This is a genomic window from Serpens gallinarum (assembly GCF_014836765.1).
Taxonomy (GTDB): domain Bacteria; phylum Pseudomonadota; class Gammaproteobacteria; order Pseudomonadales; family Pseudomonadaceae; genus Serpens; species Serpens gallinarum.
The window spans coordinates 807,474-832,728 of record NZ_JACSQG010000001.1; the positions used below are offsets into that span (position 1 = coordinate 807,474).

26 protein-coding genes and 1 pseudogene are annotated in these 25,255 nt (G+C 61.7%); 9 read left to right on the top strand and 18 right to left on the bottom strand.

The window, feature by feature from the left end:
• Window positions 1-72: 72 nt before the first annotated feature.
• Window positions 73-1,614 (bottom strand): glycerol-3-phosphate dehydrogenase, encoded by a 1,542-nt coding sequence (gene glpD / locus H9642_RS03735; protein ID WP_251835050.1) that lies wholly within the window; start codon window positions 1,612-1,614, stop codon window positions 73-75.
• 101 nt (window positions 1,615-1,715) lie between these two features.
• Between glpD and ybaK the strand changes: the two genes are divergently transcribed.
• From ybaK to H9642_RS03750, 3 genes are all read left to right on the top strand, one after another.
• Window positions 1,716-2,183 (top strand): Cys-tRNA(Pro) deacylase, encoded by a 468-nt coding sequence (gene ybaK / locus H9642_RS03740; RefSeq protein ID WP_251835362.1) that lies wholly within the window; start codon window positions 1,716-1,718, stop codon window positions 2,181-2,183.
• Between the two features lie 99 nt (window positions 2,184-2,282).
• A complete protein-coding gene (gene glpK, locus H9642_RS03745) occupies window positions 2,283-3,776 on the top strand; it encodes a glycerol kinase GlpK (protein WP_251835051.1) in 1,494 nt (497 codons plus the stop codon).
• 73 nt (window positions 3,777-3,849) lie between these two features.
• A complete protein-coding gene (locus tag H9642_RS03750; protein ID WP_251835052.1) occupies window positions 3,850-4,635 on the top strand; it encodes a PhzF family phenazine biosynthesis protein in 786 nt (261 codons plus the stop codon).
• A gap of 44 nt (window positions 4,636-4,679) precedes the next feature.
• On the opposite strand, the gene H9642_RS03755 is transcribed toward H9642_RS03750, so the two are convergent.
• A complete protein-coding gene (locus tag H9642_RS03755; RefSeq protein ID WP_251835053.1) occupies window positions 4,680-5,789 on the bottom strand; it encodes an ABC transporter ATP-binding protein in 1,110 nt (369 codons plus the stop codon).
• A complete protein-coding gene (gene argF, locus H9642_RS03760) occupies window positions 5,786-6,706 on the bottom strand; it encodes an ornithine carbamoyltransferase (RefSeq protein ID WP_251835054.1) in 921 nt (306 codons plus the stop codon). Before argF ends, H9642_RS03755 begins: the two co-directional genes overlap by 4 nt.
• Window positions 6,707-7,044: 338 nt before the next feature.
• Between argF and grxD the strand changes: the two genes are divergently transcribed.
• Window positions 7,045-7,371 (top strand): Grx4 family monothiol glutaredoxin, encoded by a 327-nt coding sequence (gene grxD / locus H9642_RS03765; protein ID WP_251835055.1) that lies wholly within the window; start codon window positions 7,045-7,047, stop codon window positions 7,369-7,371.
• A 68-nt stretch (window positions 7,372-7,439) separates the two neighbouring features.
• Here grxD and bfr read toward each other — a convergent pair whose 3' ends face one another.
• From bfr to pyrC, 4 genes are all read right to left on the bottom strand, one after another.
• Window positions 7,440-7,910, bottom strand: a complete 471-nt coding sequence (bfr, locus tag H9642_RS03770; RefSeq protein ID WP_251835056.1) for a bacterioferritin — start codon at window positions 7,908-7,910, stop codon at window positions 7,440-7,442.
• A gap of 185 nt (window positions 7,911-8,095) precedes the next feature.
• Window positions 8,096-8,317 (bottom strand): bacterioferritin-associated ferredoxin, encoded by a 222-nt coding sequence (locus H9642_RS03775; RefSeq protein ID WP_251835057.1) that lies wholly within the window; start codon window positions 8,315-8,317, stop codon window positions 8,096-8,098.
• A 194-nt stretch (window positions 8,318-8,511) separates the two neighbouring features.
• Window positions 8,512-9,183 carry a ribonuclease T gene (gene rnt / locus H9642_RS03780; protein ID WP_251835058.1) on the bottom strand — a complete coding sequence of 224 codons (672 nt, stop codon included), beginning with the start codon at window positions 9,181-9,183 and terminating at the stop codon, window positions 8,512-8,514.
• On the bottom strand, window positions 9,180-10,226 hold the full coding sequence (gene pyrC / locus H9642_RS03785; protein WP_251835059.1) for a dihydroorotase: 1,047 nt from the start codon (window positions 10,224-10,226) through the stop codon (window positions 9,180-9,182). Before pyrC ends, rnt begins: the two co-directional genes overlap by 4 nt.
• 239 nt (window positions 10,227-10,465) lie before the next feature.
• Between pyrC and H9642_RS03790 the strand changes: the two genes are divergently transcribed.
• The 4 genes from H9642_RS03790 to H9642_RS03805 all read left to right on the top strand — a co-directional run bounded on the left by H9642_RS03790 (window position 10,466) and on the right by H9642_RS03805 (window position 14,867).
• Window positions 10,466-11,389: a flagellar protein MotY gene (locus H9642_RS03790; RefSeq protein ID WP_251835060.1), complete on the top strand. Its 924-nt coding sequence runs from the start codon at window positions 10,466-10,468 to the stop codon at window positions 11,387-11,389.
• Window positions 11,390-11,489: 100 nt separating this feature from the next.
• Window positions 11,490-12,707: an argininosuccinate synthase gene (locus H9642_RS03795; protein ID WP_251835061.1), complete on the top strand. Its 1,218-nt coding sequence runs from the start codon at window positions 11,490-11,492 to the stop codon at window positions 12,705-12,707.
• A gap of 88 nt (window positions 12,708-12,795) precedes the next feature.
• Window positions 12,796-13,188, top strand: a complete 393-nt coding sequence (gloA, locus tag H9642_RS03800) for a lactoylglutathione lyase (protein WP_251835062.1) — start codon at window positions 12,796-12,798, stop codon at window positions 13,186-13,188.
• A 350-nt stretch (window positions 13,189-13,538) separates the two neighbouring features.
• Entirely contained in the window at window positions 13,539-14,867 is a 1,329-nt protein-coding gene (locus tag H9642_RS03805; RefSeq protein WP_251835063.1) for a DEAD/DEAH box helicase, read from the top strand.
• A gap of 146 nt (window positions 14,868-15,013) precedes the next feature.
• Here H9642_RS03805 and H9642_RS03810 read toward each other — a convergent pair whose 3' ends face one another.
• The 3 genes from H9642_RS03810 to egtB are packed head-to-tail and all read right to left on the bottom strand — an operon-like array spanning window position 15,014 to window position 17,615.
• Complete coding sequence (locus tag H9642_RS03810; RefSeq protein ID WP_251835064.1) at window positions 15,014-15,310, bottom strand: hypothetical protein; 297 nt, start codon at window positions 15,308-15,310, stop codon at window positions 15,014-15,016.
• A gap of 38 nt (window positions 15,311-15,348) precedes the next feature.
• Window positions 15,349-16,314 (bottom strand): L-histidine N(alpha)-methyltransferase, encoded by a 966-nt coding sequence (gene egtD / locus H9642_RS03815; protein WP_251835065.1) that lies wholly within the window; start codon window positions 16,312-16,314, stop codon window positions 15,349-15,351.
• Window positions 16,311-17,615: an ergothioneine biosynthesis protein EgtB gene (egtB, locus tag H9642_RS03820; RefSeq protein ID WP_251835066.1), complete on the bottom strand. Its 1,305-nt coding sequence runs from the start codon at window positions 17,613-17,615 to the stop codon at window positions 16,311-16,313. Before egtB ends, egtD begins: the two co-directional genes overlap by 4 nt.
• Window positions 17,616-17,888: 273 nt before the next feature.
• Between egtB and H9642_RS03825 the strand changes: the two genes are divergently transcribed.
• A complete protein-coding gene (locus H9642_RS03825; protein ID WP_251835067.1) occupies window positions 17,889-19,727 on the top strand; it encodes an ABCB family ABC transporter ATP-binding protein/permease in 1,839 nt (612 codons plus the stop codon).
• A gap of 137 nt (window positions 19,728-19,864) precedes the next feature.
• Here the strand turns inward: H9642_RS03825 and H9642_RS03830 are convergent, their stop codons facing one another.
• From H9642_RS03830 to H9642_RS03865, 8 genes and pseudogenes are all read right to left on the bottom strand, one after another.
• Entirely contained in the window at window positions 19,865-20,431 is a 567-nt protein-coding gene (locus H9642_RS03830) for a hypothetical protein (protein ID WP_251835068.1), read from the bottom strand.
• Between the two features lie 127 nt (window positions 20,432-20,558).
• Entirely contained in the window at window positions 20,559-20,870 is a 312-nt protein-coding gene (locus H9642_RS03835; protein WP_251835069.1) for a DUF1652 domain-containing protein, read from the bottom strand.
• Between the two features lie 118 nt (window positions 20,871-20,988).
• A pseudogene (locus H9642_RS03840) lies at window positions 20,989-21,842 on the bottom strand (homocysteine S-methyltransferase family protein).
• Window positions 21,843-21,918: 76 nt separating this feature from the next.
• The gene (locus tag H9642_RS03845; protein ID WP_251835070.1) at window positions 21,919-23,028 is read right to left on the bottom strand and encodes a WD40/YVTN/BNR-like repeat-containing protein; all 1,110 of its coding nucleotides are present in this window, start codon (window positions 23,026-23,028) and stop codon (window positions 21,919-21,921) included.
• Window positions 23,029-23,044: 16 nt separating this feature from the next.
• Window positions 23,045-23,314: a MoaD/ThiS family protein gene (locus tag H9642_RS03850; protein ID WP_251835071.1), complete on the bottom strand. Its 270-nt coding sequence runs from the start codon at window positions 23,312-23,314 to the stop codon at window positions 23,045-23,047.
• 236 nt (window positions 23,315-23,550) lie between these two features.
• Window positions 23,551-24,012, bottom strand: coding sequence for a methyltransferase family protein (locus H9642_RS03855; RefSeq protein ID WP_251835072.1), 462 nt, complete (start codon window positions 24,010-24,012; stop codon window positions 23,551-23,553).
• A gap of 54 nt (window positions 24,013-24,066) precedes the next feature.
• A complete protein-coding gene (locus H9642_RS03860) occupies window positions 24,067-24,600 on the bottom strand; it encodes a hypothetical protein (protein ID WP_251835073.1) in 534 nt (177 codons plus the stop codon).
• A 138-nt stretch (window positions 24,601-24,738) separates the two neighbouring features.
• Window positions 24,739-25,245, bottom strand: coding sequence for a DUF2243 domain-containing protein (locus H9642_RS03865; protein WP_251835074.1), 507 nt, complete (start codon window positions 25,243-25,245; stop codon window positions 24,739-24,741).
• Window positions 25,246-25,255 lie beyond the last annotated feature (10 nt).

Genomic DNA, 25,255 nt, shown 5'->3' on the forward strand with positions numbered 1-25,255 from the left:
CACCGAGCGGTGCAATGGTGGATGTGAACACGACATCCACCCTACATTGGTTCGTGTCGCTCGTCTGCAGCGTTAACCCAGCGTGACCGAGGCCTGCGGCCAGGGTCGATGCGGATATTCGCGCTGCAAGTAGGCGGCCAGTGTTGCCTGTTGCCCGGCATTCAGAAACAGGCCGAGCTTGCTGCGCCGCCAGAGGATGTCCTCGGCTGCATAGGCCCATTCTTCGCGGCAAAGATAATCCACTTCCCGGGCATACAGCTGCGCGCCGAAGTATTCACCCAGATCGGCCAGCTGCGTGACGCCTTCCAGCAGTTTCCAGCTGCGCGTGCCGTAGCTGGTTGCCCAGCGCCGCGCGAGGGCCTTGGGCAGCCATGGGGCATCAGTCAAGAGTTCGTTCATCAAGACTTCCGGGCTGCTCATGCCTTCGCCGCCGGGCAGTGGGGTGTCTGCCGTCCAGCGGGCTCCCATATTCGGAAAGTAGGGGCTCAACTGCTCCAGCGCCGCTTCAGCCAGCTTGCGATAGGTGGTCAGTTTGCCGCCGAATATCGAAAGCAAGGGCGTGTTGCCCGCCTGGTCGCTCAGCTCGAGGCAATAGTCGCGCGTCACCGCGGCCGGATCGTCGGATTCATCCTCCTGCAACGGACGTACTCCGGAGTAGCTATGGCGGATATCGGTGCGGCTGATCGGGTGCTTGAAGTGCAGGTTGACCACCGCCAGCAGGTAATCGATTTCCTCGTCACCGATCATGACGCGGGCAGGGTCGCCCAGGTACTCTCGGTCCGTGGTGCCAATCAGGCTGAAGGCCTCCAGCCAGGGAATGACGAACACGATGCGCCGATCCTCGTTCTGCAGAATATAAGCCTGCTCGCCTTCGTACAGGCGCGGCACCACGATATGGCTGCCTTGCACCAGGCGTATCTGGCGGGGCGAGCGCTGCTTGAGTTCATCTTCGATAAAACGAGACACCCAGGGCCCGCAGGCATTGACCAGGGCCCGGCTGCGGATCGACAGGCGACTGCCGTCGGCACGCTCCAGATGCAGGTGCCACAGGCCATGGCGGCGCTGTGCGCTGACGCAGCGTGTGCGAGTGTGCACATGGGCGCCCTGTTCGCGGGCAGCCATGGCGTTGAGCACTACCAGTCGGGCATCGTCTACCCAGCAGTCGGAGTACTCGAAACCGCGCGTCATGGTTGAGCGCAGCGGGCTGTCGGTGCCAAAACGCAGGCTGCGCGAGGCGGGTAGTGTCTGCCGACGCCCCAGATGATCGTAGAGGAACAGTCCGGTGCGAATCATCCACACCGGGCGCAGGTGTGGGCGGTGCGGCAGGATGAAGCGCAGCGGCCGCACGATATGCGGCGCCTTGGCCAGCAGCACTTCGCGTTCGGCCAGCGCTTCGCGCACCAGTCGGAACTCATAATGCTCCAGATAACGCAGACCGCCGTGGACGAGCTTGCTGCTCGCCGAGGAGGTGTGCTCGGCAAGATCGTGCTGCTCGCCGAGAAATACCTTGAGGCCGCGTCCAGCGGCATCGGCGGCAATCCCGGCGCCGTTGATGCCACCGCCGATCACGGCCAGGTCATAGGTTTCGGCGAGCGGGGGAGGGGATAGGGTCATGCGGGCTCCTGGGGCCGGACGGCATCAGTGAAACTCTAGGTTAACTGCCCGTGTTTTTGCGCTACCGTAGCGAGCATCGACCACCATCCTGCCTATTCACCATGACACCCGCCATCGACTTGCTGAAAAAAGCCCGTGCCGACCATCAGGTGCACAGTTATCACCACGATCCTAAATCCGCCTCCTACGGTTTGGAGGCGGCGGAAAAACTCGGTCTGGTACCGGAGCGGGTGTTCAAGACCCTGCTGGCCGTAAGCGAAAAGGGCGAGTTGCTGGTCGCCGTCGTGCCAGTCGCCGGCACCCTCGATCTGAAGGCGCTGGCTCAGGCCGCCGGGGTGAAAAAAGCGGAAATGGCCGATCCCGTTGCCGCACAGCGCGCCACCGGTTACCTGGTCGGGGGCATTAGCCCGCTGGGACAGAAAAAGCGGCTGCGCACGTTCATCGACGAATCGGCTCGCACGCATCCGACCATCCATGTCAGTGCCGGGCGTCGTGGTTTGGAAGTGGAATTGGCCGCCGAAGTGCTGGCCGTGCATACCCAAGGGAGCTTTGCTGTCATTGGACGATAGGCTGCGGCGGGCTGGTACTCACGGCATACTTCCACCTGTTCCGGTGTTGGGCGAGCCGCCCACGTTTTTTCGCCGCAGCCATAACAACAAGGAAACGCCATGAGCCACTACCTTCTGGCTATCGATCAAGGCACCACCAGCAGCCGGGCAATCATCTTCGATGCCCATGGCGGAGCGCGGGCCAGTGCTCAGCAGGAGTTTGCTCAGCACTTTCCCGCCGATGGCTGGGTCGAGCATGATCCCGAAGATCTCTGGTTCAGCACCCTGGCGGTCTGCCGCCAGGCACTGAGCGAGAGCGGTTTGCAGGCAGCGGACATCCGCGCCATCGGCATCACCAATCAGCGTGAGACCACCCTGGTGTGGGACGCGGCCACGGGTGAGGCGATCCACCCGGCCATCGTCTGGCAGGATCGGCGCACCGCGGATTACTGCGCCGCGCTCAAGGCTGCAGGCCATGAGGCGCTGATCAACGCCCGCACCGGCCTGTTGATCGACCCGTATTTCTCCGCCGGCAAGCTGCGCTGGATTCTCGAGCATGTGCCGGGTGCCCGTGAGCGGGCCGAACGCGGCGAGCTGCGCTTCGGCACTGTGGACAGCTTCCTGCTCTGGCGCCTGACCGGCGGCAAGGTGCATCGCACCGATGCCAGCAATGCCGCGCGCACGTTGCTGTTCAATATCCATACCCAGCAGTGGGATGCGGACCTGCTGGCGCTGTTCGACATTCCGAGCAGCCTGCTTCCCGAGGTGTTGGACTGCGCGGCGGAGTTCGGCGTCATCGAACCCGGGATTTTGGGCGCCGCGTTGCCGGTACTGGGCATGGCGGGCGACCAGCAGGCGGCCTTGATCGGGCAGGCCTGTTTTTCGCCGGGCATGGTCAAGAGCACCTACGGCACCGGCTGCTTCCTGATCCAGAACACCGGCGCCACGCCGGTGACGTCCCGCAACCGCTTGCTGACTACCGTGGCCTACCGTCTCAAGGGCGAAGTCACCTACGCGGTGGAAGGCAGTATCTTTGTCGCCGGTGCCGCCATGCAGTGGCTGCGCGACGGCATTAAGCTGATCAAGCATGCCGAGGACAGTGAAGAGCTGGCCCGCCAGACCGGCGAGGCCTGCGGCGTGTACCTGGTGCCAGCGTTCACCGGCCTCGGCGCGCCCTATTGGGACCCGAAGGCGCGTGGTGCGATTTTCGGATTGACGCGTGATACCGGCATCAAGGAAATCGTCACCGCCGGCCTGCAGGCGGTGTGCTACCAGACCCGCGATCTGCTCGAAGCCATGGCGCAGGACGGTGCCGCTGCACCCAGCGCTCTCCGTGTGGACGGCGGCATGGTGGTCAATAATTGGTTGATGCAGTTTTTGGCCGACATCCTGGGCGTACCCGTGGAGCGCCCGCAAATCAATGAAACCACGGCCTTGGGCGCAGCCTACCTGGCCGGTTTGCAGGCCGGAGTGTACCGCGACCTGGACGAAATCGCCGGCCATTGGCAACGCCAGCAGCGTTACCAGCCGAACATGGCCGAAACGGTGCGTGCCGAGTTATATGCCGGTTGGCTGAATGCAGTGAGCCGGGTGCGCAGCGAGGTCGTTTCGTAGCGGCATATCACGGTCCCGCCCAGCGGCTCCACGTACGCTCCGTACAATCTCTTTCTGTTTTCGAGGAACTGCCATGCCCTTGCCTTTCCATCAGGTCGATGCTTTCAGTGACCGCCCCTTTGCGGGCAATCCGGCAATTGTCTATCGCCTTGAACACTGGTTGGCTGATGAGCAGATGCAGCGCATCGCCGCCGAGCATAACCTGGCGGAAACAGCGTTTCTGGTAGCTGAGGCCGATGCCTGGCATATTCGCTGGTTTACTCCGGCCACCGAGGTACCGCTGTGTGGCCACGCGACCTTGGCCAGCGCCAAGGTGCTGTTCGAGGTGTATGGCGAGCCGGGTGACAGTTTGTCCTTTACCAGTCTGTCCGGCGTCTTGCGCGTGCGCCGGCTCGGCGAGCGCCTGGAACTGGATTTTCCGGCGATCCCTTCCGGCCCTATGGAAGCTCCCCAGGAGCTGGCCAGAATTCTTGGTCTGAAACCGCAACAGGTGCTGACCAACAAAGACAGCCTGCTGGTGATTGTCGCCAGCGAGGCTCAGGTGCGCTCCTGTCGGCCCCTGTTGGCAGAGCTGGCGCGGCTGCCCTGGCAAGGCGTGATCGTCAGTGCGCCAGGAGACAACCACGACTTCGTCTCGCGCTACTTCGCACCGGCCATCGGTATTGATGAAGACCCGGTGACCGGCGCCGCCCATTGCGCGCTGACCCCTTACTGGGCTGCGCGTCTGGGGCGCAAGGAGCTCAGTGCCTTCCAATGCTCGGCGCGTGGGGGCGAATTGCAGTGTCGCCTAGATGGAGAGCGGGTACGGATTGCGGGCCACGCTACTCTGGTGGCGCGCGGCGAGTTGTATCTGGACTGACGAGAAAATTCCCCGGGGCAGAGTATGCACACCGGGGAATGGGTTCAGCTGGCGCTGCTAAAACGACGGACGCCGGATTCGGGCAGGGTGGTATGGGCAGCGATGCTGCCCTGGGCGGGGAAGATCACCAGATGGTCGGCAGCTACGCGAATGCCGACGTTTTCACCAATCCAGTGGTCGGCATGGCTGGGGAAGATCGACTCCAGCTGAGTGCCGGTCGACAGCTGCAGCAGGTAGAGCGTCGAGGCGCCGAGGAAGGTCTTGTCGATGATCAAGGCCTTCTGAGAGCTGTCGGGGTCGCAGATGATGTCGTCCGGGCGCAGCAGCACATCCACGGCACTGCCGACGGGCAGGTTGTAGGCTCGGTTGCCGTGGATCACGCCCAGTTCAGTGTGCACGGTTTCCGGCGACAGCAACTGGCCACGAATGAAGTAGCCCTGGCCGATAAAGCTGGCGACGAACGGGGTCACCGGCTCGTGATAGAGGTTGTACGGGGTGTCCCATTGCTCAAGGCGGCCATCGCGGAATACGCCGACCTGGTCGCTGACCGCGAAAGCCTCTTCCTGATCATGGGTGACCAGAATGCCGCTGGTACCACGGGCTTTGAGAATCTCGCGCACTTCATGGCTGAGCTTGCGGCGCAGTTCGATATCCAGGTTGGAGAAGGGCTCGTCAAGCAGCAACAGGCGCGGCTGCGGTGCCAGTGCACGGGCCAGTGCGACACGCTGTTGCTGGCCGCCGGACAGTTCATGGGGGTAGCGCTTGCCCAGATGTCCGAGCTTGACCAGATCGAGCATTTCGGCGGTGATGCGCGCGCACTCGGGGTGTTTGCGAATGCCGAACGCCACGTTGTCCGCCACGCTCAGGTGGGGAAACAGCGCGTAATCCTGGAAGACCATGCCGATGCGGCGCTTTTCCGGGGCAAGGGTGAAGCCGGCGCGGGAAATGACTTCGCCCGCCAGGCGGATCTCCCCGTCGAAGACCGACTCAAACCCCGCGATGGCGCGCAGCGTGGTGGTCTTGCCACACCCGGAGGGACCGAGCAGGCAGCCGATATCCCCATTGTTCAAATGCAGGTTGAGACCTTGGACGATTTTCTGATCTTTGTAGCCGCAGGCCAGATCGTGCAGGTTAAGCAGCAGTTCGTTGCTCATGCGTTGGTGTAGGCCGGTTCGATGAGGAATTCGAGCAGGGCCTTCTGGGCGTGCAGACGGTTTTCCGCCTGCTCCCAGGCCACGGAGCGCGGGTCGTCGAGCAGATCGAGGCTGATCTCTTCGCCACGGTGCGCGGGCAGGCAGTGCATGAACAGCACGTCTTCGGCGGCCAGGTCGAGTAGCTCGCGGGTGACTTGGTAGGGGCGGAAGCTGGCCAGGCGCTCTTCGGCCTCTTCTTCCTGGCCCATGGAGGTCCACACATCGGTGCTCACCAGGTGGGCGCCGGCTACCGCCTCGCGCGGATCACTCAGGATCTGCACACGGTCGCCTGCCTTGGCGAGCAATGTGGCGCTGGGTTCGTAACCGGCCGGGCAGGCGATGCGCAGCTGAAAATTGAACTGGATGGCCGCCTCTATATAGGTGTTGCACATGTTGTTGCCGTCGCCGATCCAGACCACGGTCTTGCCGGCGATGCTGCCGCGCTTTTCCAGAAAGGTCTGCATGTCGGCCAGTAACTGGCAGGGGTGCAGCTCATCGGACAGCCCATTGATCACCGGCACGCGTGAATGGGCGGCGAATTCGGTCAGGGTGCTGTGGGCAAAGGTGCGGATCATGATGCCGTCAAGCATGCTCGACATAACAATAGCGCTGTCGCTGATCGGCTCGCCACGGCCCAGCTGGGTGTCGCGCGGGGAGAGAAACATGCCATGGCCGCCGAGCTGGATCATGCCGGCTTCGAACGACAGGCGGGTACGGGTCGAGGCTTTCTCGAAGATCATCCCCAGTACGCGGTTTTTCAGCGGCTCGAAGATCATGTTGCGGTTGCGCAGGTCTTTCAACTCGATGGCGCGGCGCAGCAGGCCGTTCAGCTCCTCGGTGGTGCAATCCATCAGCGAAAGAAAGTGCCGTGCGCTCATTTTCATTACCTTAATTACAACGCTGTCAGGCTCGCTGGCGAAACACGCCAACACAACCAGAGGAAGACCTGCGCGATGAGGTCGCTCGGGGGCGACGAAGTGGGAAAGGGCCGGATCTTATCGGGAAATGTCGCGTCGGTGCAAATTGCCTCGCACTCCGTCACATTTTCCCCATACCGCAGCCTGGAACGTCCAAGGATAGGCGACAGCAGGGCGCACCAAGCGAAAAATTCGCCGGCCTGCAAGAACAGTATGACTGAGCGTCTTGCTGGGTTTTCCGCTACAATCGCCGCCTGCCCGCCGACCTGGGTCGGCAATCGTTTTAGCCGAGGTGCCCCATGGATATCATCGAAACCATCAAAGAGCAGATCGCCAGCAACACCGTCCTGCTGTACATGAAAGGCTCGCCCAATGCCCCGCAGTGTGGTTTCTCCGCACGTGCCGCGCAGGCCGTGATGGGTTGCGGCGAGAAGTTCGCTTACGTGGACATTTTGCAGAACCCGGAAATTCGCGCCAACCTGCCGGCCTATGCCAACTGGCCGACGTTCCCTCAGCTGTGGGTCGGCGGTGAGCTGGTCGGCGGCAGCGACATCATGAGCGAGATGTTCGAGAAGGGCGAACTGCAGACCCTGATCAAGGAAGCGGTAGCCAAGGCCCAGGCCTGAATCGGCTGCATAAAAAACCCGCCAATCGGCGGGTTTTTTATGCGTGGCGTTCGCGAGTGCTTCGCGATCTAGTCGCCCATCTGCGACTGCAGGTAGTTTTCCAGGCCGACCGAGCCGATCAGGCTGAGCTGGGTTTCCAGCCAGTCAACGTGCTCTTCCTCGGACTCGAGGATGTCTTCCAACAGGTCACGGCTGCCGTAGTCGCCGACGCTCTCGCAATAAGCGATGGAGGCGCGCAGGTCGATCAAGCCGGCATGTTCCAGGCGCAGGTCGCTCTCGAGCATTTCACGCGGGTTTTCGCCGATCTGCAGTTTGCCCAGATCCTGCAGGTTGGGCAGCCCTTCGAGAAAGAGGATGCGCTGGGTCAGCTTGTCCGCATGCTTCATCTCGTCGATGGATTCGTGATACTCGTGCTTGCCGAGCTTGTTCAGGCCCCAGTTTTCATACATGCGAGCATGCAGAAAATACTGGTTGATCGCGACTAGCTCGTTGCCAAGGATCTTGTTGAGGTGCTGAATGACTTGCTTGTCGCCTTTCATAGTAGCCCGCCTGGCAAGATGGAGAGAATGAGAAGTCTGGCTTCGCGGCCGGCCAGTGTCAAACCTAAGTCCTTGATCGCAAAGCGAAACAATCTCATTACAGTCAGCGTTGGCTGCGTAGCCAATTCTAGCGCTAACGAAAAAGCCGGGCGAAGCCCGGCTTGGGTGACCTTTGCCTGACGGGGTCAGGCAACGCTGAAGCTGGCAGGGTAGGCGAGCATCGAGGATTGTCCGGCCTGGACCTCATTAATGGTTTCACGCACCACCTGTTTGGCGACGCACGCGCATTTTCCGCATTGGGTGCCTACGCCCAAGGTTTCTCGCACTTCGCGATAGCTGCAGCAGCCCTCGTAGATCGCATCACGGATATGACCGTCGGTGACACCCTGGCAGAGACAGACATACATAAGGCATTACTCGTTGCGCTTGATTGGATGCGGGGATGCTAATCGCAATGAGAATGATTGTCAAAACTTGCTCGGATGAACGGCGGTCCCTGAGCGGTGACGAAGCCAGGCAAGCAGTGAGGCAGGGGAAGCGCACGTCATGGCGCAATGGCGCAGACCCGATCGGCTGCGCCAAGTGCGTGGCGTGGGAACGCTTAATCGTTCAGGTCCCAGCCGCCCATTTCCTTCCAGCGGTTGACGATGCCGCAGAAGAGTTCGGCGGTTTTCTCGGTGTCGTAGCGCGCCGAGTGCGCTTCGCGTCCGTCGAAGTCGATGCCGGCGGCCTGGCAGGCTTTGGCCAGTACGGTCTGCCCGTAGGCGAGCCCGGCCAAGGTGGCGGTGTCGAAGCTGGAGAACGGATGGAACGGGTTGCGCTTGATGCCGGTGCGCAGCACGGCGGCATTCAGGAAGCCCAGATCGAAGCTGCTGTTGTGGCCGACCAGGACGGCGCGCTTGCAGTCATTGGCCTTGAGCGATTTGCGCACGCCGCGAAAAATATCGGTCAATGCATGCTCTTCGCTCACCGCCATGCGCAGCGGGTGGTCCAGCTTGATGCCGGTGAAGTCCAGCGCCGCCTGCTCGATGTTGGCGCCTGCAAAGGGTTCGACGCGATGGAAGTAGGTGTGGTCCGGATACAGCAGGCCCTGTTCATCCATGGCAATGGTGACCGCGGCGATTTCCAGCAGCGCATCGGTCTGGCAATTGAAACCGCCGGATTCGACATCGATGACCACCGGCAGGTAGCCGCGAAAACGGCGCGCCATGGGATGGCGCAGGTCGGCGGAGGGACGACCGTCGAGTTCGTCGTCGTACAGATCTTCACTCACGCTTGGGTCTCCAGCAGGCGCCAACGCAGAACTTCACCGGCGCGCAGCGGCATCAGGCGCTGATCGCCAAACGGCAGGCTGACCGGTGCGGTCCAGTCTTCGCGCACCAGGGTGATGCGATCGGTATTGCGCGGCAGGCCATAGAAGTCGGCGCCGAACAGGCTGGCGAAACCTTCCAGCTTGTCCAGGGCATTGCGCTGCTCGAACGCTTCGGCATACAGCTCAATGGCGGCGTACGCGGTGTAGCAGCCGGCACAGCCGCAGGCGGCTTCCTTGGCATGCTGGGCGTGGGGCGCCGAGTCGGTGCCCAGGAAGAACTTCGGATTACCGCTGGTGGCGGCGTCCAGCAGCGCGTCCTGATGCACGTTGCGCTTGAGGATCGGCAGGCAATAAAGGTGCGGGCGGATGCCGCCGACCAGCATATGGTTGCGGTTGTACAGCAGGTGGTGGGCGGTGATGGTGGCGCCGACGTTGGCGGAGGCCTCGCGTACAAACTGCGCGGCATCGGCGGTGGTGATGTGCTCGAAGACCACTTTCAGGGTCGGGAAACGCTCCACCACGCGGCTCATGTGCTCGTCGATGAACGCCTTTTCACGGTCGAAGACGTCGATCTCGCCGCGCGTGACTTCGCCGTGCACCAGCAGCGGCAGGCCGACGTCGGCCATGGCTTCGAGGACCGGGAAAATCCCGTCGATGCTGGTCACACCTGAGTCCGAGTTAGTGGTGGCGCCGGCCGGATAGAGCTTTGCTGCATGCACGAAGCCGCTGGCCTTGGCCTGGCGGATGTCTTCGGCGCTGGTCTTGTCGGTGAGGTACAGCACCATCAGCGGCTCGAAGCGGCTGGCTGCCGGGCGCGCAGCGAGAATGCGCTGGCGATAGGCGTCGGCCTCGCTGGCATTGCGAACCGGCGGCACCAGGTTGGGCATGATAATGGCGCGGCCAAAGGTGCGTGCGGCATCGGCTACGGTTTGCGCCAGGGTGGCGCCATCGCGCAGGTGAATATGCCAGTCATCGGGGCGCAGCAGAGTCAGACGGTCAGTCATCGAAGGTTCCAAACGGGTAAAACGTGGCGCGAATGCTACCGGAAAACGCTGCTTCCGGCTGCACGCCATCGACTGCCAGCAGAAAAGTCGATAAAGCACCGTAACCCGGAAAGCCAATAGGAGAGGTTGAATCTGTGCGCGTTCGCGCAAAACCGCCGCTCTACACCCATTTGCCCCTCAAGTTTTTTCCACCGGCTCCGATACTTCACAGGAACGCCGCTTATTCCGTGGAGCCCTCCGTGCGCCAGCGCTACTTCATCCTGCCCAGCCTGTTCGTCAGCCTGTTCGTCAGCCTGCCGGCCGCTGCCTTGTCGTTCCAGCCTCGCCTGGAGCATGCGCAATGGCAGGTCGAAGGCGATCAGTTCGAATGCCGACTGACGCAGCCGATCAACAAATTCGGTGCCGGGCAGTTCGTGCGCCGTGCTGGCGAGCAGGCCACCTTCCGACTGGTCAGTCATCAACGCTGGATGCGTCCGGGGTCCGCGACCTTGCTGGCGGCTGCGGCGCCCTGGCAACCGGAGCGCAAGGACATCGATCTAGGCAAGGTGTCGGTGGGCGAGGGTGAAGTATCGCTGCGCAGCAGCCAGCTGCAGGCGGCGCGTCTGCTCACCGGTTTGCTGGAGGGGCGCTCGCCGCTGGTGCGCCATCGCACCTGGCAGACCAACGAAGCACTGGAGGTGCGCCTGCTGCCGGTGAGCTTCGGCAAAGCCTATGCCGATTACCAGCATTGCGCGACGCAGCTGCTGCCGGTGAACTTCGATCAGGTCAAGCGCCTGCAGCTGGGCTTCGCCTACAGCGGTATCGACTTGGATGAGGCGACTCGCGTGGAACTTGATCGCGTTCTGCTGTTGCTCAAGGCCGATCCGAGCATCAATCAGATCCAGCTCGAAGGGCATTCGGACAATACCGGCAACCGGCTGACCAATCGCGACCTGTCGCGCCGCCGGGCCTTGGCCGTGGCCAATTACCTGAAAGCCAACGGCATTCCTGAAGAGCACATCACGGTGCGTTTTCACGGCGAGCGTTACCCATTGGTGCCCAACAGCAGCGAAGCCAACAAGGCTAAAAATCGCCGCGTGACGCTCTACCTCGATCGCATCGAGCCCTCCACTGTGAAACAAGAGCAGGTCGCCAAAGGCCAGGGCACCGCCAACCCGGCCTGAATCGGGGCGCAATCCGCACCGCCGGGGCATGCGGCGCTGTAATTTGCGCGCCGGGACCAGTAGAATCTCAGGTTTTCGTACTACCCCGTGGAGCGATGGCATGGCGGACGTTAACAAGGTAGTTCTGGCCTATTCCGGTGGCCTGGACACCTCGGTGATTCTCAAGTGGCTGCAAGATACCTACAACTGTGAAGTGGTGACCTTCACCGCCGACCTCGGTCAGGGCGAAGAGGTCGAGCCGGCCCGTGCCAAGGCCCAGGCCATGGGTGTCAAGGAAATCTACATCGACGACCTGCGCGAAGAGTTCGTGCGTGATTTCGTGTTCCCGATGTTTCGCGCCAACACCGTCTACGAAGGCGAATACCTGCTGGGCACCTCCATTGCCCGTCCGCTGATCGCCAAGCGCCTGATCGAGATCGCCAACGAAACCGGCGCCGACGCCATTTCCCACGGCGCGACCGGCAAGGGCAACGACCAGGTGCGTTTCGAGCTGGGTGCCTACGCGCTGAAGCCGGGTGTCAAGGTCATCGCACCCTGGCGCGAGTGGGACCTGCTGTCTCGCGAGAAGCTGATGGACTACGCCGCCAAGCATGAGATCCCGATCGAGCGCCACGGCAAGAAGAAATCGCCGTACTCCATGGATGCCAACCTGCTGCACATCTCCTACGAAGGCGGCGTGCTGGAAGACACCTGGACCGAGCACGAAGAAGACATGTGGCGCTGGACCAAGTCTCCGGAAGCCGCACCGGACACTCCCACCTACATCGAGCTGACCTACCGCAACGGTGACATCGTCGCCATTGACGGCAAGGAGCTGAGCCCGGCCACCGTCCTGGCCGAGCTGAACCGCATTGGCGGCGAAAATGGCATCGGTCGCCTGGATATCGTGGAAAACCGCTACGTCGGCATGAAGTCCCGCGGCTGCTACGAAACTCCCGGCGGCACCATCATGCTCAAGGCCCACCGCGCCATCGAGTCCATCACCCTGGACCGCGAAGTCGCCCACCTGAAAGATGAGCTGATGCCCAAATACGCCAGCCTGATCTACAACGGCTACTGGTGGAGCCCGGAGCGTCTGATGCTGCAGCAGATGATTGACGCGTCCCAGGCCACGGTGAACGGCGTGGTGCGCCTGAAGCTGTACAAGGGCAACATCATCATCGCCGGTCGCAAGTCTGACGATTCCCTGTTCGACGCCACCATCGCCACCTTTGAGGACGATGCGGGCGCCTACGACCAGGCCGATGCCGCCGGCTTCATCAAGCTTAACGCCCTGCGTCTGCGCATCGCCGCCGGCAAGGGCCGTTCGCCGCTCTGATAAGCTTGTACAGTGCCTGAAGACCCCGGCCATGTGCCGGGGTTTGCATTTTGAGCCGATGGAAACCGGATCGGATAAGGAGAATGTAATGAGACTGCTACATACCATGCTGCGTGTCGGCGATATGGATAAATCCATCGCCTTCTACACCGAAGTGCTGGGGATGACGCTGCTGCGCCGCAAGGATTACCCGGACGGCAAATTCACCCTCGCCTTCGTCGGCTATGGCAACGAAGCCGAGAACAGCGTGATCGAGCTGACCCATAACTGGGGCGTCGAGCATTACGAACTGGGCACCGGTTACGGCCATATTGCGCTGGAAGTGGAAGACGTCTACAAAGCGTGCGACGACATCCGCGCCCGGGGTGGCAAGATCACCCGAGAACCGGGTCCGATGATGCACGGCTCCAGCATCCTGGCCTTTGTTGAAGACCCGGACGGCTACAAAATCGAGTTGCTTTCGCCGCAGCGTAACGACTGATTTATCCGCTCAGTCCAGCGCACCTCATAGACCAGGACGTCCTCCCTGATAAGGAGGACGTCCTCGCCAGCCTGATGCCACTCGTAGCCTTGATACTAGGGAGTTGTTGCTCCTCAATATCCGGGCTCAGTCGGCGAGAAATGCCGCCTGGCACGGGTTGGCCAGGCGTTAATTGTTGCCGGGGTCTCGGGGGCTAGCGCTGGACTATTCTCGATCTGCTGACGATTACCCTCCTCCCCTGGTGGGACATGAATAACTTTTGATCCTTGCTTGAAAAACAAGTGCAGCGCCGTGGAGGGTTTCCCTTTAGGCTATGCCGCCATAACGCTTTTTCTTGAGGTAGCTCCGACGTGTTTGACCAATTCGCCCTGCATGAACGCCTGCTGAAGGCCGTAGCCGAGCTGAAGTTTACCGAGCCGACTCCCGTGCAGCGCGAGGCCATTCCACCGGCGTTGGAAGGACGTGACCTGCGCGTCATTGCGCAGACCGGCAGCGGCAAGACTGCCGCGTTCGTCCTGCCACTGCTCAATCGGTTGATCGGCGATGCCCAGCCGCGCGTGCGTATCCGTGCGCTGATCCTGCTGCCGACCCGCGAGCTGGCTCAGCAGACCCTCAAGGAAGTGGAACGTTTTTCCCAGTACACCTTCATCAAGTCTGGCCTGGTCACCGGCGGTGAGGACTTCAAGGTCCAGGCGGCCATGCTGCGCAAGGTGCCGGATATCCTCATCGGCACTCCGGGGCGACTGATCGAGCAGCTCAACGCCGGCAACCTGAAACTCAATGAAGTCGAAGTGCTGGTGCTCGATGAGGCCGACCGCATGCTCGACATGGGTTTTGCCGAAGACATCGAGCGCCTGACCGGTGAATGCGCGGCTCGCCAGCAAACCCTGCTGTTCTCCGCCACCAGCGGCGGCAACGGCCTGCGCGATGTAGTGGCCAAGGTGCTGCGCAATCCGCTGCACCTGATGCTCAACCGCATCAGTCAACTGAACGAGAAAACCGTCCAGCAGATCATCACCGCCGACGATGCGACCCACAAGGAGCGTTTGGTGCAGTGGCTGCTGGCCAACGAGACGTACCAGAAGGCGATCATTTTCACCAACACCCGTGCCCAGGCCGACCGCCTGTACGGGCATCTGGTGGCCGATGACGTCAAGGTGTTCATCCTGCACGGCGAGAAGGATCAGAAGGACCGCAAGCTGGCCATCGACCGCATGAAGCAGGGCGGAGTCAAGGTGCTGGTAGCCACCGACGTGGCCGCACGTGGGCTGGATGTGGAAGGCCTGGACATGGTGATCAACTTCGACATGCCGCGCTCGGGCGACGAGTACGTGCATCGCATTGGACGCACCGGCCGTGCTGGCGGCGAAGGATTGGCGATTTCGCTGATCTGCCATAACGACTGGAACCTGATGTCCAGTATCGAGCGCTACCTAAAGCAGCGTTTCGATCGACGCGTGATCAGTGAACTGAAGGGTAGCTACCAGGGCCCGAAGAATCTCAAAGCGTCCGGCAAGGCCGCCGGTGTGAAGAAGAAAAAGACCGATCAGAAAGGCGACAAAAAAACCGTCAAAAAGTCTGCCAGGCCCGCTGCCAAGCGCAAGCCCAACGCTCCTTCCGGGCTGGTCAGCACCGACGGCATGGCACCGCTCAAGCGTCGCAAGCCGGCTGAAGAATAAACTCGGTCTGGTGGCTGGCTCCCTTGCCTATCACGTAGGGTGGATCGCGCTTAATCGATCCACCAGGGGCGGCCCACCGAGCGGAGCCATGGTGGATGTAAAAAACGACATCCACCCTACGACTCTGTGGATCTATCCCGTCACCTTCACTCCACCTGCTTTTCCGCCTGTTCGATCTCCCGCATGCGCTGTTCGTACATGGCGCATTCATCCTCCAGGCCTTGCGGCGTGTTTTCCTGGCCTTCAGGGGTGCGCTTGAGTCTCATGGTTTCCAGTTCTTCGTGAAGCTGCCTGGCCTTTTCCGGATCGTGCTCTGCCAGTTGATTAACCTTTTCCGCCAATTGTTCGGCTTTGGCCGTGACGTCTTCCGGTGTGCATTCAGCATTCTCTGCCTGGGCAGGCGTGAAGGCGAACAGGGCAATGAGCGGGAGAAGCAGTTTCATGGCGTGTGGCCCTCGCTGCGGATGAAGTGATGAGCGCGCTAAGGTTCACTGCACAGGTAATGCACGCTGAACAGCGCATTAGGATCAGTCCACAGCGCCAAGGCGCCAAAGCCGGCCCGTGCGGCCAGTTGGCGGAAGCCCGCAACGCTGTACTTGTAGGAGTTTTCAGTGTGCAGGCTCTCGCCGGCCTGGAAATGAAAGCACCGATCGGCAATCTGCACCGTCTGGGCACGTTTGCTGACCAAGTGCATTTCGATCCGTTTGGCGGCCGCGTTGTAAAAGGCGTGATGAACAAAGGCTCGCGGGTTGACGTCGCTGTCCAGCTCGGTGCGAATGCGCTCCAGCAGATTCAAATTAAATGCGGCGGTGACTCCGGCCTCGTCGTTGTAAGCTGCTTCCAGCACACGGACGTCCTTGATCAGGTCGACCCCGATCAGCAGTCCACTGCCGACTGGCAATAGTCCATGCAGATTACGCAGAAATGCCAGGGCCTGGGGCGGATCGAAATTGCCAATGCTTGAGCCTGGAAAGAATGCCAAGGGCCGCGCCTTGGCGAAATCGTCCGGCAGTTGAAGCGGCGTAGAGAAGTCGGCGCAGGCGGCATGCACTTCAAGCCAGGGGTAATCGGCGGCCAGGCGGCGTGTGCTGTCGATCAGAAAATCGCGTGAAATGTCGATGCCCAGGTAACGGCAGGGCTGCATGGCGTCGAGCAGCAGCCGCACCTTGCGGCTGGCACCGCTGCCCAGTTCCAGCAACGGCGCGTCGGGGCCGGCAAGCTCGGCGATCTCGCCGGCGGCGCGGGCCAGAATCGCTTCCTCGGTGCGGGTCGGATAATACTCTGGCTGCTGACAGATGATCTCGAACAGCGCTGAGCCGCGCGCGTCGTAGAAATACTTAGGCGAGGTGTGTTTCGGTGTTGCGGCGAAGCCGGCGAGAACCTCGTCGCGCATGCCGTCCCGCTGGTTGACCGGATAGTGCTCGTGATAATGAATGGCAACACTCATTCCTGGGCATCCCGGGCCAGACGCATACCGCTGAAGGCCCAGCGCATGTGCGGATAGAAGAAATTGCGATAGCTGGCGCGCATGTGGCTGCGGGGCGTAACGCAACAGCCCCCGCGAAGCACCATCTGTCCGCACATGAATTTGCCGTTGTACTCGCCCAGGCTGCCGTCCAGCGGGCGAAAGCCGGGGTAGGGGCGAAAGGCGCTGGCGGTCCACTCCCAGACATCGCCGAACATCTGCGAGGGCCCGGCCTTTAACGGGCTCGCCATCGGGCGCAACCTGTCCTGTTCGAGAAAGTTTCCGGTGATTGGCAAGCCCTGCGCGGCCACTTCCCATTCCGCCTCGGTCGGCAGGCGGGCTTCGGACCAGCGCGCATAGGCATCGGCCTCGTAGAAGCTCAGGTGACAGACTGGAGCACCGGCCTCCAGAGGTTGCAGCCCTCCCAGGGTGAACTGCAGCCAGCCACGGTCATCGTCATGCCGCCAGTACAGCGGGGCCTGCCAGCCGGCTTGGCGCGCGTACGCCCAGCCATCGGCGAGCCAGAGTTCGGCGCGGTTGTAGCCGCCATCGAGAATGAACGACAGGTAGTCGGCGTTACTCACCGGACGGTTGGCCAGGCGGAAGGGTTCGAGGAATACTCGATGGCGCGGGCGCTCGCAGTCGAAGGCAAAGGCCTCGTCGCTGTGACCGAACTCCAGCAAGCCGCCGGGATGCTCCAGCCAGCGCAACGGGGCGGGCGGTTGCGTTGTTTGCGCAGTGGCCAGGTCCTGACGGTAGGCCGGCTGCAGCGGATTGAGGGAAAAATTGTATTGGATGTCCATGAGCAGCAATTCCTGATGCTGCTGTTCGTGCTGCAGGCCGAGCTCTAGGCGCTGCAGGATTTGTGGTAAATGGTCCTGCGGGGGGTGGTCGAGCAACTGCTCCATGGCCAGGTTGACCTGCTGGCGATAGTTGAGCACCTCGGCCACCGTGGGCCGCGACAGCGAGCCGCGTTCCGCACGGGGAAAGGGCTGGCTGTGGGTGACGTAATAGGAATTGAACAGGTGGTCGTAGCGCGCATCGACGCAGCGATAACCGGGCAGGTAGGGCAATAGCAGGAAGGTTTCGAAAAACCAGGTGACATGGGCCAGGTGCCATTTCGGCGGGCTGACGTCCGGCATGCTTTGCAACACATGGTCCTCGATGGCCAGCGGCGCACAAATCGCTGCGCTGGCTGGGCGCACCTGGCGAAAGCGCTCACGCAATTGCGCCAGCGCGGCGGTGTGTCCGGCATCGTCATCACGGCGCGCCTCGGCGGGCATACAACCTCCAGTGGTTCGGTCGGTGGGGACGGTTCTTAAGAGCGACACGCCGCGACAACGGAAAGTTCAGCGATTGCCGCCCGTAAACATTCCACATGGCGCCACGAAACTCGTAGAGGGGCCGCGCCAGCAGCACGGCGTACGGAAAGATGCGTTGCATCCGGGGAGCCCGCCCCCGATGTCGCGTATGCAGACACTGTCAGCCGTTGCATCCCACGCGCGCCCGGCCCAGCATAGGCACCCGCTTTTCTGTACCGACAGGATCCTGCCGTAATGACGTCCAGCACCACCCCCGAGCAGACCGGCGCCGAGCCGGTCAAACGCGCCGAGCAGGCGCGCGGCGACTTCGCCGTGATCCGCGACCTGCTGCCCTATCTGCGCCCCTACCTGGGCCGCATCCTGCTGGCCTTGGGACTGGTGTTCGCCGCCAAGCTGCTCAACCTGGTGGTGCCCTTCGTCCTCAAGTACATCGTCGATGAACTCAACGTCGAGCCCAGCCTGCTGCTGTTGCCCGTTGCTTTGCTGCTGGCGTATGGCGCCTCGCGCATCGGTGTCACGCTGTTTACCGAATTGCGCCAAGTGGTGTTCGCCCGCGTCATGGCGCGCGCCTCGCGGCAGGTCACCTTGCAAGTGTTCCGTCATCTGCATGGCCTGAGCTTGAAATTCCACCTCGGCCGGCGCACTGGCGGCGTGGCCCGCGACGTGGAGCGCGGCGGCAGTGCCATCGCCGACCTGCTGGACTGGACGCTGTACTCGATCATTCCGATCCTGCTGGAAGTGGCCCTGGTTACCGCCGTGCTGGTCTGGGCCTATGACTGGCGCTTCGCCGCAATCACCCTGGCGACCTTGACCGCCTACGCGCTGTGGACCTTTGGTGTCACCGAATGGCGCACCCGCTACTACCGCGCCTCGGTAGAAGCCGACACACGCGCCAACGAGCGCGCGGTGGACTCGCTGCTCAACTACGAGACCGTCAAATACTTCAACAACGAAGGCCACGAAGCGGCGCGCTACGACGAAAACCTGCGTCATCTGGAAAACGCCAAGGTCAAGGCAACCACCAGCCTGGCGGTGCTCAATCTTGGTCAGGCCGTGGTAGTGGCCATCGGCGTCACCGCAATGATGTGGCTGGCCGCCGCCGGCGTGGTGGCCGGCAAGCTGACGGTCGGTGACCTGGTGCTGGTCAACGCCTACTTGCTGCAGCTCTCTGCACCGCTGTTCCTGCTCGGCATGATGTACCGCGAAGTAAAACAGGCGCTGACCAATATGGAGCGCCTGTTCGGCCTGCTGGACGAGCGCCAGGACGTGCAGGACGCGCCGAATGCCCAGGTGCTGGAAACCCGTCGCCCCAACGTGCGCTTCGACAACGTGCGCTTTGGCTACGACCCGCGCCGCGAGATTCTGCATGGTGTGGATTTCGAAATTCCCGCTGGCGGTACCGTGGCGGTGGTCGGTCACTCCGGCTCGGGGAAATCAACCCTGGCGCGCCTGCTGTACCGCTTTTATGACGTGGGCGAAGGCGCCATCCGCATCGACGGCGTTGACCTGCGCCAACTGACCCAGGCCTCGCTGCGCGGCTCCATCGGCATCGTTCCGCAGGACACCGTGCTGTTCAACGACAGCATTTATTACAACATCCGCTACGGTCGCCCCGAGGCCAGCCGCGAAGAGGTCGAGGCTGCCGCCCGCGCGGCGCATATTCATGACTTCATCGTCAGCCTGCCCGACGGCTACGAAACGCCGGTGGGCGAGCGCGGCCTGAAGCTTTCCGGCGGCGAGAAACAGCGCGTGGCCATCGCGCGGGCAATCCTGAAGAACCCGAGCATCCTGATCTTCGACGAAGCCACCTCGGCGCTGGACTCCAAGTCCGAACGCGCCATCCAGGCTGAACTGGAGCGTATCCAGGTCGGACGCACCACCCTGGTCATCGCCCACCGCCTGTCCACGGTGATGAACGCCGACCAGATCCTGGTGATGGACGCCGGACGCATCGTCGAACGCGGCAGCCATGGCGAGTTGCTGGCCCGTCAGGGGCTGTACACGCAGATGTGGACGCTGCAGCAAAGTGAGAAGGAGCGGCCGGTGGAGAAGGGTAGCGAGGTTTCCCAGTAAAATGGATGTCGTTTTTACATCCACCAGGGCCCCGCTCGATGGAGCGCCACCCGGTGGATCGATGAAGCGCGATCCACCCTACAGTGGCAAGGCTCCCACGCTCTACGTGGGAGCCATGTAATCGCTCTAACCGCCTGTTAGAGTGCCTGCAAAGCGTTGAAATCAATGGCTTCGGCATAGGCCAGCTTGTCGGTGGCCTCGGCATCACCATCCACGGAGACCATGAAACGGTTGTTGATGATGACCAGGATCTTGCCGTTGCTGTCGAGAATGCCGCGTTGCTTGCCGACCTTGATCATCTTGCCCATGGAGCCCGCCAGGGCGGGGTTGGCCATGACCATCATCATTTGCGACATCAGGGGCGAGTCGCCAATGATCTCCACCTGAACCTGCTGGTCATTCTTGCGATAGGTGCGCGATGCCTGCACGCCGCCGCCAAAGAATGCCGTTGTGCCGGCGGAGGTTTCCGCTTCATCGCCTTCCCAACCGGACAGCGGCGGCGGCAATACCTGGGCGAGGTGATCGGCGCCCCGCTGGTTGAGCAGTTGCGTGGCGTAGCCGAGGTTTTCCTTGGCCAGCGCCATGTCGCCTTGCTCATAAGCCTGCAGCGCTTCCTGCAGCGCGTCCTTGATGTCATCGGCCACGACGGGTGCCGCTGCCGTCATGGCTGCGGTGAGAAAGACGGAAGCCAGTCGGGTGTTCATGTGCCTGTCCTTTTGCGGTGTTGAGTCCTTGTGCGGCAGGAGCATATTAAGCCTTTCCCGAACAGGCAAGGCGAAGCTTTCCCGGTTGTCCGATGGTGGGCTCTCGCGTCGACTGCTGCGGCTGCGCTCAATAATTCGGCGGACTTTCCGGAATGACGCTGGGGTCGGTGATGTAGGGCATCGACCAGGGCTCGAGGTTGCAGCCCTTGTGAATCAGGTCCAGGCGCATCTGCTCGAGCACGCCGGCCAGGCGCACGGGGTCGGCGTATTGAGTGCGCGGAATGTGCGGCACGCTCAGCACCTCGTTGCCGCTGAGGCTCATGATGCTCAGGCTGAAGCTGTCGTCCTCGGCGTTGGCACCGGTAACGCAGCCGTAGGGCTGAAAGGCGTTTGAAGCCAACTGCATGGCGTTATCGAGGGTCAGTAGGGTGGTGGTCATGCGGGCTCTCCCTTGGCATCCGGTGTTTGGATTGACCGATGGAATGGCTGAGGGTTGCCCGCTTGCCCAAAAAACGCCCTGGAACGGTCGCTCAGGTGCACGCGCGTTACAACTTTTTTCACGGTGCCAGACAGGCTTCGCAGATCGCCGCGACATGCCGATGATCAGTGCCGCAACAGCCGCCAAGCACCGAAAGCTGGGGCAAGCGCTTGCGCAAGGCCTGATAGCGCCGCCCCAAGTCGAGCGGGTCGCCGTCATCCAGGGCTTCCGAGGCATCCAGTTCGGCATGGCTCTTGGCCGAGGCATTGGCGCGCAAGCCGCCGATGCGCCTCAGCCAGTCGGCCTCGGTGTCGAGAACGTTTTCAAAGTGTGTCGGGTGGGCGCAATTGATCATGAAATACAGAGGCGGTATGGCGCTGGCCTGATCGGTACGCTGAATCGCCTCGCCCAGGCTTTCGCCCGAAGCCAGCTTGCCGTGTAGGCACTGATCAATTCCGCGCCGGCCTGCGTCAGGCTCGTGATTTGCGCACGATGGTAGTCCTGGGCTTGCTGAGCGCTCATGCGTGCCTCGACTTTGTAGCCATCGCCGCGCGGGCCGAGCACGCCATTGATGAGGATATTCGCCTCGGGAGCGGCATGTTCGGCACACAGCGCCTGTGCCCAGATCACCGCCTCGCGATTAACTTCATTCATCGCATGGGCAGAAAAGCCCAGTCGCGCGCCCCAGTCGGCATTGGCGCGCCAGGTGGGCGTGTCGAGTACAAAGCCCAGTCGATGCCGGGCCGCCGTGCGCAGGAACGGTTGGAAATAATGGTCGAGCTGCAGGCGACCGGCCTCGCTCAGTACCAGCGGAAACGCGGCGAAGCAGGGCAGGTCGAGGCCGTGATGGAAGATCAGTGACGTCTCCAGTCCGCCGTCGGTGAGAAACAGGTGGCCATCCAGGCGCGGCAGGTGCGGTGTAAGCGAGGACATGGGAGCACCTCGGGGTCCGGTAAAAATGGCTCCTTACCCGCTTGCAGCGCCGGCAAGCGTTGTCCCTGGCGGCACTTCAGCCGAAGCGCACGCAGTAGATCGGCGGCAGGTGGGCGCTCAGGCATTGCCAGCCTTCGCCGCCGTTTTCCGACAGCCACAGGCCGCCGGTGGTCGAGCCCATGGCCAGGCGCTCGCCGCTGTCATCCACCGCCAGGCCATGGCGGTAGACCAGGTCATAGGCTGGCGGCGCGGGCAGCCCGTGGTCGAACACACTGAAGCTTTGACCACCATCCTGCGTACGCGTGACCACGAAATGCCCATTGACCGGCACGCGGCACTCGTCCTTGGCCGCTGGTACGAACCAGGCGGTGCCCGGTCGCAGCGGATGTACGGCCACGGCGAAGCCGAAACTCGACGGCCGGGCCTCCACCGCCTGCCAGGACTGCCCGGCATCGGTGGAGCGAAAAATCCCGTTGTGGTGCTGAATCCACAAGTGGTGGGGGTTGGCCGGACAGCAGACCATGCGATGCGGGTCTTGGATATTGGGATCGTAGCGCCGCTCGGGCGGCATGTAATCGGCGCGCAGGCCTTCACCCGTGCAGGCCCAACTGGCGCCGCCATCGCGGCTCTGCCAGACCCCGCCGCAGGACACCGCCACGCTGACGTGCTGGCTGTCCTGAGGATCGACACAGATCGAATGGATGCCCGGCCAGTCGTAGCCGCCACCTGCCCATTCGGCCCGTTCCGGACGCTCCCAGAGTGGGCGATTCAGTGTCCAGCTATTGCCGTGATCGGAGGAATGGAACAGCCCGCCAGGAAGGGTGCCCGCCCAGAGCACGCCGGGTTCATCGGCACCGCCGGCTTCCAACGCCCATATTTGCTCCAAGCTCCAGGGCGCCGCTGGCGGCAGATCGGTGCCAGCCGCTGTGGACATCGCTTCGGGTTGGGGCGGATAGACGGGCACCGCACAGGCCTGCCAGGGGCCGCCGCAGCCCGGGCGGCGCCACAGCTTGACGCCGAAATGCCCAAGGTTGAGCGCGGCGTAGAGTGTCTGGTCACGAGGGTCGGCCAAGACCATGCTGACTGGCTCGCCCATGAAATGCGTTTCGGTTTGTCGCCACTGCCCGGCGATGGGCTCGAAGATCAGCAAGCCCTTGCGCGTGGCGATCAGCAGGCGTTCATGCATGTCAGCCTCCCGATGCTCAGCCACCGGTCAAGGCCTGTACCACGAACACCTCGCTGGAATCACCGAGGGGATCGCTGAGCCGCTGGCGGTCGCGCACGGCCAGGCCATCGACAAAAATCTGCACATGCCGACGCAACTGACCTTGATCATCGAGCAGGTAACTGCGCAGACGCGGCTGCTCCTGCATCAGGCTATGCAGTGCGCTGGCTACCGTATCGCCCAGTACCTCGCGCTCCGGCAGGGCGAGGTGGCGCTGCAGCGCCGGGGCGAAAACCACATGGGGCATGGGTCACCCCCGCTAAAAAATGATCTAGACAGTGTAGGAGTAGACCCGGTCCGTACGATTCCGTGTGGCGGAAAGCCTGGATTGAATGCTGCTAAGTCATGCAGGTTTGATCGCTTTTGGGCACAAAGAAAGGCGTAATGCCGAGAATAAGCGCACTGCTCAGCGGCAAACGCATCGGCCGGATACGCGCAACAAGAGATTGGGCATCACTGGAAGCCTCCGCAAGGTCGGTTAACTCACAACCAGCGGCGCACCCGTGCCTGGTAGGCCTGGAACTCAGCGCCAAACAGCGCCTTCAGGGCGCGCTCCTCAGGTGCAATCTGGAATCGGTTCATGTACAGCACGAAGCCAAGAGGCCCGAGCAAGGCTACAGGCGACGCCAGATAAGCCGCCAAGGCGACCAGAAACAGAGCGAAGCCGACGTACATGGGATTTCGTGAGTATTGATAAATGCCCGAGCTCACCAAGGCTGAAGCGGTTTCAGGCTTCAAGGGGTTCACGGTAGTTTTGGCACGGCGGAAGGAGACGGCACCCGACAGGCAGAAAAAAGCACCCAGCGCCGTAATGGTCAACGCCAAGGCAATGCGCACCCATTCGGCAACCGCGATGCTCGGAACATAGAAGGACAGTAACCACATTGCGGCGCCAATGAGGGAGGCGACAAGGGGCGGAGGTATCTTGTTTTCGAGCGTATGCATTGCTTTTCTCTTTCGACGTGTTGTTCAAGCCTGACAGGCGCAGCGTTCATGTTGCTATCGGGTGTGGGTTTTCCGACCGATTTCAGTGCGTACTTTTGCATCAAGATCAGCGGCAGTGCAAATACGCAAATCCTGTTGAAGTTGCCCGTCCCACTGCCAGTTGCAGCGTTCATTAGCGCAGATAACCAAGGGATTGTTGTGGTTGTTTATGGCGAGCAACACTGAGCAGGAAGGGCAGTACGGCGTAAGGTTAACGAGGGTATAGAGATTGCCGTGCAGGGTCGGTGGTAACCAGCGCCATGACCAATGGATATCTATAAGGATGTCCTCCGTATAGGCAACGAAGTCTGGCTCGCGGATATCGATCGCGCGCGTGGAAAAAATAAAATAAATAAGCGTAATAATAAAAAGAATAAAGGGTGCTGTAAGCATCAGCACCCAGGCAGGAAGGAGCGTAATCAGTGATGCCGGCGCGGCCTTTGCCATATTTTCAACAATTGCCCAATCCCATAAGTAGAAAGCGCAACCGATGATTAGCACAATTACTATCAAGCCCCGTATAGGGCCACGCCAGGAATTTTTTATCATTGTTGCTCCCGAACGCCTGCTGCGGCAGAGACCTACAGAAGGTTAATAGTCGCCAGCTATTCGACGCCCGGCTGGCTTGGTTTCTTCTCCTGCTAGCTCGCTGTGCTCGAGTCTGCAAGAGGTACGCCCGAATCGGTATTAGCCTTTGTGTGCATCTGGCAGGCTGCGCTCTGCCGTAACTCGCTGCCCCGCTTTCATCAGCATCCAACCCAGCAGAATGAAAAGCACACCGCCGATGGCCAGAAACGTCCAGTTATAAACCGTGTAGTTGGGTACCTGCCTTACATAATGAACAGCCAAAATCTGATGGTTGATGATGCCTTCGATCAAGTTGAACAACCCCCAACCCAAGATAAGCCGGCCAATCATGGATTTAAGCGTGGGGATTGGCTCACGCCGATAAGCGGCGCTCCACAGCATCATGATGCCGACCAGCGTTACGACCCAGACAAATGCATGAAAGAGGCCATCCCACAGCATATTTGTGCTCATGGCTTCCATGGTTGTGGGTGGAATCCAGTTGGAAACCATGTTGTGCCACTGGAATATCTGATGCAGAACGATCCCGTCTACAAAACCGCCCATGCCAATACCCAGCAGAATCCCTGCGCTGGCGGCTTTCCTGTAGTGCGTGTGTTCAGACATGTCGGCAACC